The following is a 13,608-nucleotide window of genomic DNA, read 5'->3' on the forward strand; positions in this document are numbered from 1 at the left end:
CAACCCGTCACCCCGGACTTGTTCCGGGGGCCATCGTCCCGCATGCGCCACGGTCATTGTGTTTGTGGAACCATGGATGCCGGAACAAGCCCGGCATGACGAAGAAGGTAACCACCCGTCCCGGCCAGCGCGACCTCACCACGGGGCCGATCGCGTCGACTCTGCTCGCCTTTGCGCTGCCGACATTGGGCTCGAACATCCTTCAGTCGCTCAACGGGTCGATTAACTCGATCTGGGTCGGGCGCTTTCTCGGCGAAAGCGCGCTCGCCGCGACGTCGAACGCCAACATCATCATGTTCCTGATGTTCTCAGCCGTGTTCGGCTTCGGCATGGCGGCGACGATCCTGATCGGCCAGTCGGTCGGGCGCCGCGATATCGAAGCGGCCCGGCGCGCTTTCGGCTCGACCGTCGGGCTGGTGGTGGGCGGGGCGGTGGCGATCTCGATCCTCGGCTGGCTGTTCACGCCGCAGATCCTCCGCCTGCTCGCCACGCCGGGCGAGGCGCAGAACATGGCGCGCGACTATCTGCGCGTGATCTTTCTCGGCCTGCCTTTCTCTATGCTCGGCGTGTTGATCCAGATGAGCCTGCGCGGCACCGGCGATTCGCTGACGCCCCTCTGGTTCATGCTGCTCAGCGTGGTGATCGACAGCAGTTTCAACCCGCTGCTGATCGAGGGCATCGGCCCATTCCCGCGCATGGGCATCGCCGGATCGGCGACGGCGACCCTGTTGGCCGGAATCGTCTCCTCGGCCGGCCTGCTCGTCTATGTCTATTGGCGTGACCTCCCGATCCGATTGCGCGGCCGCGAACTGCGCTATCTGATGCCCGAAGCGGCGCTGGTCAGGACGATCGTCGCCAAGGGCCTGCCGATGGGCGCGCAGATGCTGGTGATGTCGAGCGCGGGCCTCACCATGGTCGGGCTGGTCAACCGCCTCGGCGTCGACACGGCCGCTGCCTATGCGGTGTCGCAGCAGCTCTGGACCTATATCCAGATGCCCGCGATGGCGATCGGCGTCGCCGTCAGCAGCATGGCGGCGCAGAATATCGGGGCGGGCAAATGGGAACGGGTGAACGCGATCACCCGCGCCGGGATCATCTACAATACCGTCATCACCCTGGTGGTGATCATTGCGATCATCCTGTTCGACCGGCAGGTCATGGCACTGTTCGTCGGCAGCGAAAGCCCGGCAATCCCCATCGCACGCCACATCCAGCTGATCTCGAGCTGGACCTTCGTCATGTTCGGCGCGACGATGGTGCTGTTCTCCACGGTCCGCGCCAATGGCGCGACGATGGCGCCGCTGATCATCCTGGCGATCGCCTTTTATCCGGTCAGGATCGGCTTCGCGGTGATCGGCCCGCGGCTCATCGGCCCGGACGCCTTGTGGTATGCCTTTCCGCTCGGCTCGCTCGTGTCGCTGTCGCTCGCGATCCTCTATTATCGCAGCGCCCATTGGCGCGAGCAGGTGCTGATCGTACCGCCCGAGCCGGAAGTGGCGGAGGAACATGCCCATGCCACGGGCGAACCGGCCGGGCGGCAGCATCCGACCGGCTGAACGAGGCCGTTACCGTTCGATCGCGAAGGTGACGGTCAAGCGAGCGATGGTCTCCACCGGCTTTGGCGAGACGTCGATCACGACCGGCGGAACCATCGCCATGACAGGCGACCGGGCCGCATCCATGCTGTACCCATCAATGGCGTCTCGCTCGCTACCGTCATTCACGGATACGATACCGCCGAGCTTCGCCCCTGAGGCTGCCGCGATCGCTTCGGCCTTGGCGCGCGCATTTTCCATCGCTCTTGCAATCGCGCGATTGGAGGCGGTCGAATCGTCACGCAATCCGAAATCATCGATTCTGGCCCGGCTCGCTCCGAGCCGGCCAGCGAGCCCAACAGCGGTGCCGGCGTCCTTTATCGAATTCATGATGACGGAGGCCTCGATCTGCGCCACCCGGCCGACCACCGTACAGTCCTTCTTGCGGCCTTGCGGTGGGGCGCCATCCAGCGTGTCATCTGCCGCCATTGAAACCGCCACGGTCTCGAGAGTGTCGGCGATGGTTTCCGGATCGTCGGACATCATCGAGAAGTGATCGCCATTGTCGCAGCTGCCGGCATAGGCCTCGCGGATCGATACGGCGCCGGTTCGCAACTCGACCTTCGGATCGAGCGAGCGCAGGCCTGAGATTACGGCCCTCTGCCGTGCCGCGAGCGCAGCGGACGCTGCGTCGGCAGTTTTGCCTTCGCCACGTAGAGAGATCGACAGAGTAGCCTTGTCGGGGATTGTTTCCACATTGCCGGTCGCGGAAACAATGATCGTGGCCGGCTTCGCCTCTCGCCCGGTCTGGGCCAACACCGGGGCTGGGATCAGTGCCACTACCATGAACGCTTTGGTGCAGCGCATCTCAGTTTCTCGCTTGTTAAATGTTATAACGTTACCTTATATATCGTGGTTGAGCCCCGGCGTAAAGTCGTTGCACTTGCACGCTGACGGCTGATCCAGCACAAGCCGCGCATGTCCGCCCAATACCCCGCGCTTCGTCTCCGCCGCACCCGCGCTTCGGCATGGAGCCGGCGTATGCACGCCGAGACCGTGCTCACGCCCGCCGACCTGATCTGGCCGCTGTTCATCGCCGAAGGGCAGGGGGTCGAGGAACCGATCCCGAGCTTGCCCGGCGTATCGCGCTGGTCGGTCGATGGTATCGTCGCCCGGGCGAAGGAAGCGCGCGATCTCGGCATTCCGTGCATCGCCTTGTTCCCCAACACCCAGCCCGATCGCCGCTCCGATCGCGGCGAGGAAGCGCTCAATCCCGACAATCTGATGTGTCGCGCGATCCGCGCGCTGAAGGACGCAGTGCCCGAGATCGGCGTGCTGACCGACGTCGCGCTCGATCCCTATACCAGCCATGGTCATGACGGGCTGCTCGACGAGACGGGCTATGTGCTCAACGACGAGACTGCCGAGGTCCTTGTCGGCCAGGCGCTCAACCAGGCGGCGGCGGGCGCCGACATCATTGCACCGAGCGACATGATGGACGGCCGGGTGGGCCTGATCCGCGCGGCGCTGGAAGGTGACGGCCGGGCCAACGTCCAGATCATGGCCTATTCGGCCAAGTACGCCAGCGGCTTTTACGGGCCGTTCCGTGACGCAGTCGGCTCGCGCGGCCTGCTCAAGGGCGACAAGAAGACCTATCAGATGGACTCGGCCAATGCCGAAGAGGCGTTGCGCGAGGTCGCGCTCGATCTGGCGGAGGGCGCCGACAGCGTGATGGTCAAGCCGGGTCTGCCCTATCTCGATATCATCCTCAGGGTGAAGAGCGAGTTCCAGGTGCCGGTCTTCGCCTATCAGGTGTCCGGCGAATATGCGATGATCGAGGCGGCCGTCGCTGCCGGCGCCGCCGAACGCGACGGCGTGGTGCTGGAAACGCTGATGGCGTTCAAGCGCGCCGGCTGCTCGGGCGTGCTCACCTATCATGCGGCGCATGCGGCGCGTCTCTTGAACGCGTGATCGAAACGGCGCGTCTGATTCTACGAAGGCCGACCGAGTCCGACCGCGCGATGTTGCACGCGATGTGGGCCGATCCCCTCGTCATGGCCAATCTCGGTCCGGTCAAATCGCCGGAAGAGAGCGACGCGGCGATCGCGCGTCACGCGGGCTATGGAGTCAGCCATGGATTTGGTTTCCATATGATCGAACTGCGCGACGGCCATGACGCGATCGGCTTTTGCGGGCTGAAGCCGGGAGCGGAGGGCACGCCGATCGAGGGCGAAGTCGAGATTGGCTGGAACCTGGCCAGCGGCTGGTGGGGCAGGGGTTATGCGCGGGAGGCGGCCGCCGCCTGGCTGGAATGGGCCTGGGCGAATAGCGCGGCGCCGCGGGTCACCGCGATCACCGCCGAGCGCAATACGCGCAGCTGGATGTTGATGGAGCGCCTCGGCATGGCGCGGCAGTTGGAGAGCGACTTTTTCCACCCCCTGTTCGCGCCGGGCGACCCCTTGGGAAACAGTGTGGTTTTCGCGATAGACCGGCCGGGAGCAGTGTCGTGATTGATACCGAACGCCTGATCCTGCGACACTGGCGGGACGAGGATCGCCCGGTCTTCCACGCGCATTGCAGCGATCCGGAGGTCATGCGGTATCTCGGGCCCTTGATGACTCGGGCCGAGACCGATGCCGCACTCGATCGGCAGAACGGGTATCTCGAGAGTCATGGCTATTGCTTCTGGGCGGTCGAACGCCGCGAGGACGGTGCGCTTCTGGGCTTTTGCGGCGTGAAGCCGGGCGCACCCGACACGCCGATCGCGCAGGACATGGAGATTGGCTGGCGCTTCGCCCCTGCCTATTGGGGGAAGGGATATGCCCGCGAAGCTGCGGAGGCGAGCCTGGCCTGGGCCTGGGCGCATACCGATGCGCCGCGGGTGGCGGCCATCACCGTTCAGGACAACAGCCCAAGCTGGGGGCTAATGGAGCGCATCGGCATGAGCCGAGTCGTGGATGGAGACTTCGATCATCCCGCGGTGCCGGATGGCAGCCCGCTGAAGCGCCATATCCTTTACCGAATCGCGCGCCCGGCCTGATGGCGCGCATCGCCGTGCCGGCGCGGTTCGCCCGGCCGCTGTTCGTGGCGACCATCCTGGCCGGCTCGTTCCTGCTGTTCCTCGTCCAGCCGATGGTCGCGCGCATGGCGCTGCCCCGGCTCGGCGGCGCCCCCGCCGTGTGGAATTCGGCGATGCTGGTCTATCAGGCGCTGCTGCTCGGCGGCTATGCCTATGCGCACTGGCTCGGCCGGGTGACGCCGCGGTTTCAGGCGGCGATCCACCTCGCGTTATTGCTGGTCGCGGCGCTGTGGCTGCCGATCGGGCTGATGGCGACTCAGCTTCCCCGCCAACGCGCAGCCCGCCATCTGGGTGCCATGGCTGCTCGGCGCGTCGATCGGGCCGCTGTTCTTCGTCATCTCGGCGCAGGCGCCGCTGCTCCAGCGCTGGTTCAGCGTGTCGAGCAAGGGGCAGGACCCTTATGCGCTCTACGCCGCCTCCAATTTCGGCAGCTTTGCCGGCCTGATCGCTTATCCGATCTTCGTCGAGCCGGGGCTTGCCCTGGCGGGCCAGAGCCGGCTGTGGACCGCTGGTTACATCATCCTAGGCCTGCTCGTCGCGGTCTGTGCGATGACCTTGCCCAGGATGAAGATGCAGATCGTCGAGGGGCCGGTTGCTGAAAGTCCGGCGCCGACCCTCAAGCGCGTCGCGCACTGGATTGTGCTGGCCTTCGTGCCCTCCGGCCTGATGCTCGCGACCTCGACCTATATCACCACTGACGTCGTCGCGATGCCGCTGCTCTGGGTGCTGCCGCTCGGGCTTTATCTATTGAGCTTCACCGTCGCCTTCGCGACGCGGCGCGGTCCGGCGGATTTGCTTACCTGGCTCGCGCCCATTGTCATCCTGCTGATCGGCGGGGTGCTCGTCGGTGAACTCCAGGGCAAGCCCTGGCTCAACGCCGCGCTCGCCCTCATCCTGCTGTTCATGGCCGCCGTCGCGCTCCACACCAAGATGTACCGGCTCCGGCCTGAGGCCGACCGGTTGACCGGCTTCTATCTCGCCATGTCGGTCGGCGGAGCGCTCGGCGGCGTGTTTGCCGCACTGATCGCGCCCTTCGTGTTCGACTGGACCTATGAATATCCGCTGCTGGTCCTTGCCGCCGGCGTGCTCGCGCCCCAGAGCTTCCTTGTCCCGGTGATCGGCACGCTGTGGGCGCGACATGCGCAGTACCGGGGGTTCATCACGGTCGCCGTCGGGTTGTTGATGTGGCTGCTGATCCTCGTGGTGATGAACAGCCCGAGCGCCGGATCGGAAGATCCGGGGCCGCTGCAAGCGATGGTTTTCGTGGTGATGGTTGCAGTGGCGGTGTTCACCATCGGCGCACGCGGCGCATTCGTCTGCGCGCTGGCCGGCGCGCTGATCGTGTTCGGCGGCTACCGCTCGATCCTGTTGTCGATGGAACCCGGCGCCCGGACCCGCAGCTATTTCGGCGTCTATACGATTCGCGCCAACAAGGAGGTGCGCCAGCTCCAGCACGGCACCACCGTGCACGGCACGCAGTTGCTCGGCAGCGCCGATCGCGAGCGTACGCCGACTGCTTATTATGTCACTGGCTCCGGCGTGGGGCAGGCAATGCAGGCGGTGCCGGCGCTGTTTGGCGATCATGCCCGGATCGGTGTCGTCGGCCTCGGGGCGGGGACGCTTGCCTGTTATGCGAAGCCCGGTCAGAGCTGGCGCTTCTACGAGATCGATCCCGCCGTCGTGCGCATTGCCCGCGACACGGGGCAATTCACCTTTCTGAAGAATTGCCTGCCCGACCCGACAATCGAGGTGGGCGACGCGCGGCTCAATCTCGCCGCCGAAGCGACCGGCTCGCTCGACCTGCTCACGCTCGATGCTTTCTCGTCCGATGCGGTGCCGATGCATCTGATGACGCGGGAAGCGTTCGATACTTATGGCCGGGTGCTGTCGCATGACGGCGTGCTGCTCTTCCATATCTCCAACAAATTCCTCGACCTGGAGCCGGTCGTGTCGGCCGCGGCGAAGGCCGGAGGGTGGAGCTCGGCGAAGCTGCTGTATTTCCCGGGACCGAATGTCGAGCAGCCCCGCGCCGTCTCCTTCTGGGTGGCGCTGTCGCACGATCCGGCGACGATCGAGGCGCTGAAGGCGCGCGATGCCACCTGGCAGCCGCTGAACGACTATCCGGCGTTCACGCCCTGGACCGACGATTATTCGACGATCGTCCCGCTGGTGAAGCTGTTTCGCAAGCCTTAGGTCCGATGACTTGAGTTCACCCGTTCGTGCCGAGTAGAGACCGAGTAGCGCCGCAGGCGCGTATCTAGGGCTCGTATTGAGGCACCCTCGCTTGCGGTCGATTCAACAAGACGAAGCGATATCTCAAAGTCAGGCCGGCGGGGCACTGACTGCTTCTCGCCACGCTGTTTCTCATCGTCTGTATAACGCAGGCACTGCCTCGCCGATTCAGCGGCGAATCGGCTCCGAAACAGCAGAAAAACGCCGCATTATCCCGCGTTTTTTCCGCTGTTATCCCGTAACAGGTAAATCGCTACCTAAGCCGCTGGAAACATGGGTATAATCCGGCCCTGAAATCCAACATAACAGCGGAAAGAAAAATGTCCCGCCGCTGTTTCCCGCGGAACCGCGGAATCAGGCCTTCGACTCGCGCGCGGACGGGCCGCCTCAGGCCTCAGGCAGCATCGCCTGGATCGCGGCGATTCGCGCCGACTGTAGCTGAAGCTGGGCATTGGCCTCGGTCCGCAACGCCTCGATTCCCGGATAATCCGGCTGGCCGGCGGTGGCGCGTTCGATCGCCAGATCCTCCAGATCGGTCAGGGTCGCCGATGTCGTGGCGCGATAGCCGTCCAGCTCGGCCAGTGCCGACTGGGCGGTGATCCAGCCCTCGCTGCCGGCAGCCTGGCCCTTGGCCGCCACCGCGGTCCGCTCGGCACGCTCGGCGGCGGGGGCGAAGGCAGTCGCCGATTCGCCGAGAGTGGCCTTCAGCGTCGCAAGCTTCGCATCGATGGCAGGATCGGCCACCACTGGTGCGGGTGGGGGCGATTCGGGCTCGGCAAGGCTGGTCGTCTCGATCGGCCGCGGCAGCAAGGAGGGATAGCGGCCGGTCGACTGTTCGGCGCAACCGCAGAGCAGGGCGAGGCAGGTGAAGGGGAGGGCGCGTTTCATGCCCCCTCGCTCTATGCGGCAAATAAGAGGTACGCAACGCACGCAACGCACTTGCGCCCCGCGAAAGACGCCTCTATGTGCCCACTTCCCAAGCGCCCGTAGCTCAGCTGGATAGAGCATCAGACTACGAATCTGAGGGTCGGACGTTCGAATCGTTCCGGGCGCGCCAACATCCCCCGCCACAGTCACTGACTTGGCGGGGGTTTGTTTTTCCGGCCTGCCAGCGCCGGATCTACCGCTCCACACTGGATCGTGAGCACGGCCCCGCCGGCGGCCCCGACGGCCACTTGCATCGCAAAATCGGTCGCACTAGCTTCAGACTGATTGCAGAGCGCAACCAGAAGTGCGCGAATCTGCGGCGTAATCAAAGGAAAGGGTGATGGCCAAGCTCGTGTTCGGAATGAACCAGTCCCTGGACGGCTATGTCGACCATATGGCGTTCGCGCCCGGCCCTGCGCTCTTTCGCCATTTCGTCCAGGAGGCTCAGGGGCAGGCGGGCAGTGTGTATGGCCGTCAGATGTACGAGATCATGCGCTACTGGGATGACGAGCAGCCTGAATGGAATGCGGACGAACGCGCCTTCGCCGCGGCGTGGCGGAAGCAGCCGAAATGGGTCGTCTCGCGCTCGTTGACGTCGGTCGGGCCCAACGCCAGGCTCGTCGGGGAAGACCTTGAGGACGCCATCCGCGCGCTGAAGGCCGAGCGCGAGGGGGAAATTGAAGTAGCCGGTCCGGATCTCGCGCAAAGCCTCACCGATCTCGGCCTGATCGACGAATATCGAATCTACCTGCACCCAGTCGTGATTGGTCACGGCAAGCCATATTTCGCCGGACCACGGCCACCGCTCCGTCTCGTCGCCCATGACCGGATTGCCGAGGATGTGATCCGGTTGACCTATGTCCCCGCTTGATCGCGTGCTTCGCCGCAAGGCGTACCCAAGGGGCGTATGAGCTGAGACGTTGACGTGCCCGTCAGTCAGCGGCGACCGGAACGAACGCGAGGGTGAATACGGCGCCGCCCTCGGCATGGTTGCCGGCCCGCACGCCGACCTGCATTGCGTCGGCGAATCCCTTCACGATGGCGAGGCCAAGCCCGCTGCCGCCCTCACGGTCGCTGCCCGTGCCGCGTGTGAAGACCTGGAACAGGTCGTGGTCGGGCGCCGTCAGCCCCGGCCCGTCGTCGCGAATCGCGATCGTCACCGCATCGGCGGTCCGACGCCCTTCGATCGTGATCGTGCCCGTGGCGCCGCCATGCTGGGCCGAATTGACCAGCAGGTTGATCAGGATGTGATGCAGCAGGGTGGCATCAGCCCGGACCAGCGGCAGGTTCGCCGGCACCTGGAAGTCGATATGTTTGCCGCGCAGCAGGTCCTTCAGGTCGTGGATCGCGCCGCTGACCGCGTCGGTCAGGTCGATCGGTTCGATCGACAGCTTCAATGCGCCGGTATCGAGCCGCACCATGTCGAGCAGATTGTCGAGGAAGCGCCGCAGCCGCTGCATCTCGGCCCTGGCGACGGGGATCGCCGCCGACTCGGGGTTCTCGGTAGCCACGGTCTCGATCGCCGTCGTCACAGCGGTCAGCGGGGTGCGCAGGTCGTGGCCGATTGAGGAAAGCAACGCGGCGCGCAGGCGGTCGCGCTCCTTCAGTACCGACAACTCGCGCATCTCGTCGTCGAGGCGCAGCCGCTCATGCGCCAGCGACGCCTGCCCGACCAGGGTGGAGAGCAGCACCGCCCGATCGGACGGCACCGGGTCGCTCCCGTCGTTCCGCGCGACGCCCAGCACCGCCAGCACGCCCATCGACGTCTTGAGCGGATGGAACTGCCAGTCCGAGGCATTGAGCGTCACCGTGCCATATCCGGCGGTCTCGCCGCGCTTGAACGCCCAGTCGGCCGCCGCGACGTCGATCGGGGTCAGGTCGCTGGCGGGCGGGGCCGCCGCGACGATCGCCGGCTGGCCATCGCGCTCCGCCAGCAGCACGGCGTTCACGTCGAGCAGCCGCGAGACCTCGACGCATACCGTGTCCGCGGTCGACTGCGCGTCCGACACGCGCGTCAGCGCCTGGGCGAAGGCCGCGAGCGCGGCATTCTCATGCGCGCTGCGCACGCCGATCGCGGCGCGCGAGCGCATGCCGCCGGTCAGCCGGCTGGTGAAGGCAGCGATGCCGATCAGCACGAGTACGGTCAGCACGCTCTGCGGCTCGGTGATGGTGAAGGAGTAGAGCGGCGGCAGGAAGAAGAAGTTGAAGGCAAGCGCGGCCAGCACGCCTGCCGCCAGCCCTGGTCTCAACCCGTAGCGGCTGGCCGCGGCGACCACCGGCAGCAGATAGAGCAGATCGATGGCGCCGGTGCCGATCCACGGCTCGACCAGCTTGGCGAGCAGGGTCGTCCCCACGACGAGCGCGACGACTGCCGCATAGACCGCCGGCCGCGCGTCCCAACGGAAACCCGCTCGCGCACTTCGAGCCGGCGCGGAGACATCGGCCGGGATTACATGAATCGCTAGCCCCTCGACGTTGCGCAGCAGCTTCTCGACCACCGAGCCGTGGCGCATCTCGAACCACCAGCTCCGCCGGGACTTGCCGATCACCAGCTGAGTCGCGCGCATGCCTTCGACCTGAGCCTGCAGGCCGTCGATCACGCTCTCGGCCGGCACGGTCGCGATGGTCGCGCCCAGGCTGGCGGCGAGGCGCAGGGTGGCGGCGATCCGCGCCTTCTCCTCGGTCCCGAAGCCTTCCGCCCGCGGCGTCTCGATATAGACGGCAGTCCAGGGTGCGCGCAGCGCATCGGCCAGGCGCTTGGTCGTTCGCACCAACGCCTCGGCTCCAGGCAGCTCGCTGACCGCCACCAGCACCCGTTCCCCGGCCGCAAAGGCGCCGGGCAGGGCGCTCGCGTCGAGATGCTCGAGCATCTGCCGGTCGACACTCATCGCCGCACGGCGCAGCGCCATCTCGCGCAGCGCCGACAGGTTCGCCTTGGAGAAGAAATGTCCGAGCGCCCGTGTCGCCTCGGCCGGGATATAGACCTTGCCGTCCTTCAGCCGCTCGATCAGCTCGTCGGGCGGGATGTCGACGACTTCGATCTCGGCGTCCTCGAGCACGCTGTCCGGCACCGTCTCGCGGACTCGGACCCGGGTGAAGCTCGCGACCAGATCGTTGAGGCTTTCGACATGCTGGATATTGACCGTCGAGAACACGTCGATCCCGGCATCGAGCAGTTCCTGGATGTCCTGCCAGCGCTTGGGGTGCCGGCTGCCCTCGACATTGCTGTGGGCAAGCTCGTCGACCAGCACCAGGGCGGGGCGGCGGGCGAGGATCGCGTCCAGGTCCATCTCGGTCAGCGTCTGGCCGCGATAGTCGATGGTGCGGCGGGGGATCACCTCGAAAGGGGCAACCAGCGCTTCCGTCTCGGCCCGGCCATGCGTTTCGACCACGCCGACCACCACGTCGGTACCGCCGCGCAGCCGGGCGGCGCCCTCGCTCAGCATCTCATAGGTCTTGCCGACGCCCGGGGCTGCCCCGAGGAAGATCTTGAGCTGCCCACGCGCCTCCCGCTCCGCGGCGCGGAGCAAGGCGTCGGGCGAGGGGCGTTTGTCGGTTATCGCGCCAACCTTCTCACTTAAGCCCCACCCCCTTCAGGGGAGGGGTTTGGGGGGTGGGGGCGTGCGTCTGCACGCTCATAAAGACTCTTCGCCAAGCCCGAAGCGCCGATCGGGGCATCGAGCCCCGCTCGTCGCTGCCCCACCCCTTGCCCCTCCCCTGAAGGGGAGGGGTTGAGAAGGCAGAACCGGCCAAGAGGGATATGACCTTCCTCATCGGCAAACGCCACGCCCACGCCCCAATCTATATGCGAACTTAACGCGTTTCGGTCCCATTCGCCGTCGCACCTTAACGCACCGCGCGCCTATCTGCCTTTCCGACCCGGCCACACCGCGCCGGCCGATCGGAGGCACAGCCCCATGACCGATATCCTGTGGCTCGGCGCGCTCGCCGGGCTGTTCGCGTTGACGCTCGCCTATATCCGCCTGTGCGACGAGGCGTGACGCAATGACGCTGCATCTCACCCTGGCCGCGATCACCGCCGCCGCCCTCCTCCTTTACCTCGTGGCCGTGCTCCTGCGGCCCGAGCGATTCTGATCGGTATCGTCATGGATATTCAGGGCTGGGGGCTGATCGCCCTCTTCGTCATCATCCTCGTCGCGCTGGCCAAGCCCATGGGCATGTGGCTGTTCGCGCTCTACGAGGGCCGCCGCACGCCGCTCCATTACGTCTTCGGGCCGGTGGAGAAGGGTTTCTACAAGCTCGGCGGGATCGACCCGAACGCCGAGCAAAGCTGGCGCCGCTACGCGGTGCACATGCTCGCGTTCAACCTCGCGCTCCTGCTGCTCACCTATTTCGTGGTCCGCTTCCAGGACCTGCTGCCGATGAACCCGCGTGGCTATCCCGGCATTGCGCCCGATGGCGCGTGGAACATCGCGATCAGCTTCACCACCAACACCAACTGGCAATGGTATTCGGGCGAGGTCGCGCTTTCGAACTTCAGCCAGATGTTCGGGCTGGTCATCCATAACTTCCTGAGCGCCGCCACCGGCATCGCGCTCGCCTTCGCGCTGTTCCGCGGCTTCGCGCGGCGCGAGTCCAGGGCGATCGGCAATTTCTGGGCGGACGTCACGCGCGTCACGCTCTATCTGCTGCTGCCGATCTCGATCGTCTATGCCGTCTATCTGATCTGGAGCGGTGTTCCCCAGACCTTCGCGCAGAGCATCGATGCGACCACGCTGGAAGGCGTGAAGCAGACCATCGCGCTCGGTCCGGTCGCCTCCCAGGAAGCGATCAAGATGCTCGGCACCAATGGCGGCGGCTTCTTCAACGCCAACTCCGCGCATCCGTTCGAGAACCCGACCGCGATGACCAACCTGATCCAGATGCTCTCGATCTTCCTGATCGGCGTCGGGCTCACCTGGACCTTCGGCAAGGCCGTGGGCAACACGCGTCAGGGCTGGGCGATCCTTGCCGCGATGCTGATCATCTTCGTCGCCGGCACCGGTGTCGCCTATTGGCAGGAAGCGGCCGGCAACCCAGTGCTGCATTCGCTCCACGTCGCCGGCGGCAATATGGAGGGCAAGGAAGTCCGCTTCGGCATCGCCGCCTCGGCGCTGTTCGCCAGCGTCACCACGGCCGCCTCGTGCGGTGCGGTCAACGCCATGCACGACAGCTTCACCGCGCTCGGCGGCATGATCCCGATGATCAACATGGAACTGGGCGAGATCGTCGTCGGCGGCGTCGGTGCGGGCATCTATGGCTTCCTGCTCTTCGCCATCCTTGCGGTGTTCGTCGCCGGGCTGATGGTCGGCCGCACGCCTGAATATGTCGGCAAGAAGATCGAGGGCCGCGAGGTAAAGTTCGCGGTACTCGCCATCGCCGTGCTGCCGTTGCTCATCCTGGGGGGCACGATGATCGCCTCGGTGATGTCGGCCGGCCTGGCCGGGCCGCTCAACAAGGGGCCGCACGGTTTCTCGGAGATCCTCTACGCATTCAGCTCGGCGGTCGCGAACAACGGCTCCGCCTTTGCCGGTCTGACCGCGGGCACGCCCTTCTACAATGCGCTGCTGGGCATCTGCATGTGGGGCGGCAGGTTCTTCATGATCGTGCCGATGCTGGCGATCGCCGGCAGCCTCGCGGCCAAGAAATACACGCCGCCGTCCTCGGGTTCCTTCCCGACGACCGGACCGCTCTGGGTGGGGCTGCTCATCGGCGTCATCCTGATCATGGGCGGCCTGACCTTCCTGCCGTCGCTCGCTTTGGGGCCCATCGCGGACCATCTCGCGATGATCAACGGCACGCTGTCATGAGCGCGCTATCCCAACCGTCATGCCG

The 13,608-nt window shown here is 65.9% G+C and carries 10 protein-coding genes, 1 tRNA gene and 1 pseudogene; 9 read left to right on the forward strand and 3 right to left on the reverse strand.

Annotated features, from left to right (window positions below; translation table 11 throughout):
- Positions 1-95: 95 nt before the first annotated feature.
- The gene (locus ACZ1I5_RS07650) at positions 96-1,556 is read left to right on the forward strand and encodes an MATE family efflux transporter (RefSeq protein ID WP_465173104.1); all 1,461 of its coding nucleotides are present in this window, start codon (positions 96-98) and stop codon (positions 1,554-1,556) included.
- 9 nt (positions 1,557-1,565) lie between these two features.
- Here ACZ1I5_RS07650 and ACZ1I5_RS07655 read toward each other — a convergent pair whose 3' ends face one another.
- Positions 1,566-2,375 (reverse strand): SIMPL domain-containing protein, encoded by an 810-nt coding sequence (locus ACZ1I5_RS07655; RefSeq protein WP_465173105.1) that lies wholly within the window; start codon positions 2,373-2,375, stop codon positions 1,566-1,568.
- Positions 2,376-2,513: 138 nt separating this feature from the next.
- Between ACZ1I5_RS07655 and hemB the strand changes: the two genes are divergently transcribed.
- From hemB to ACZ1I5_RS07675, 4 genes and pseudogenes are all read left to right on the forward strand, one after another.
- Positions 2,514-3,506, forward strand: coding sequence for a porphobilinogen synthase (gene hemB / locus ACZ1I5_RS07660; protein ID WP_465173106.1), 993 nt, complete (start codon positions 2,514-2,516; stop codon positions 3,504-3,506).
- The gene (locus ACZ1I5_RS07665; RefSeq protein ID WP_465173107.1) at positions 3,503-4,045 is read left to right on the forward strand and encodes a GNAT family N-acetyltransferase; all 543 of its coding nucleotides are present in this window, start codon (positions 3,503-3,505) and stop codon (positions 4,043-4,045) included. Before hemB ends, ACZ1I5_RS07665 begins: the two co-directional genes overlap by 4 nt.
- Positions 4,042-4,575, forward strand: coding sequence for a GNAT family N-acetyltransferase (locus tag ACZ1I5_RS07670; protein ID WP_465173108.1), 534 nt, complete (start codon positions 4,042-4,044; stop codon positions 4,573-4,575). Before ACZ1I5_RS07665 ends, ACZ1I5_RS07670 begins: the two co-directional genes overlap by 4 nt.
- A pseudogene (locus ACZ1I5_RS07675) lies at positions 4,575-6,807 on the forward strand (spermidine synthase). The gene ACZ1I5_RS07670 and the pseudogene ACZ1I5_RS07675 overlap by 1 nt, the downstream one beginning before the upstream one ends.
- Before the next feature lie 426 nt (positions 6,808-7,233).
- Here the strand turns inward: ACZ1I5_RS07675 and ACZ1I5_RS07680 are convergent.
- Positions 7,234-7,734 carry a hypothetical protein gene (locus tag ACZ1I5_RS07680; RefSeq protein ID WP_465173109.1) on the reverse strand — a complete coding sequence of 167 codons (501 nt, stop codon included), beginning with the start codon at positions 7,732-7,734 and terminating at the stop codon, positions 7,234-7,236.
- A gap of 92 nt (positions 7,735-7,826) precedes the next feature.
- On the opposite strand from ACZ1I5_RS07680, the gene ACZ1I5_RS07685 reads away from it, so the two are divergent.
- A tRNA-Arg gene (locus tag ACZ1I5_RS07685) sits at positions 7,827-7,903 on the forward strand.
- 210 nt (positions 7,904-8,113) lie between these two features.
- On the forward strand, positions 8,114-8,644 hold the full coding sequence (locus ACZ1I5_RS07690) for a dihydrofolate reductase family protein (protein WP_465173110.1): 531 nt from the start codon (positions 8,114-8,116) through the stop codon (positions 8,642-8,644).
- 61 nt (positions 8,645-8,705) lie between these two features.
- On the opposite strand, the gene ACZ1I5_RS07695 is transcribed toward ACZ1I5_RS07690, so the two are convergent.
- Positions 8,706-11,303 (reverse strand): DUF4118 domain-containing protein, encoded by a 2,598-nt coding sequence (locus ACZ1I5_RS07695; RefSeq protein ID WP_465173111.1) that lies wholly within the window; start codon positions 11,301-11,303, stop codon positions 8,706-8,708.
- Between the two features lie 475 nt (positions 11,304-11,778).
- Here ACZ1I5_RS07695 and kdpF point away from each other — a divergent pair, with 475 nt between their 5' ends.
- Positions 11,779-11,868, forward strand: coding sequence for a K(+)-transporting ATPase subunit F (gene kdpF / locus ACZ1I5_RS07700; protein WP_272626678.1), 90 nt, complete (start codon positions 11,779-11,781; stop codon positions 11,866-11,868).
- An 11-nt stretch (positions 11,869-11,879) separates the two neighbouring features.
- Positions 11,880-13,583 (forward strand): potassium-transporting ATPase subunit KdpA, encoded by a 1,704-nt coding sequence (kdpA, locus tag ACZ1I5_RS07705; protein ID WP_465173112.1) that lies wholly within the window; start codon positions 11,880-11,882, stop codon positions 13,581-13,583.
- Positions 13,584-13,608: the final 25 nt, after the last annotated feature.

The sequence above is a fragment of the Sphingomonas sp. BL-S-30 genome (genome assembly GCF_055521475.1).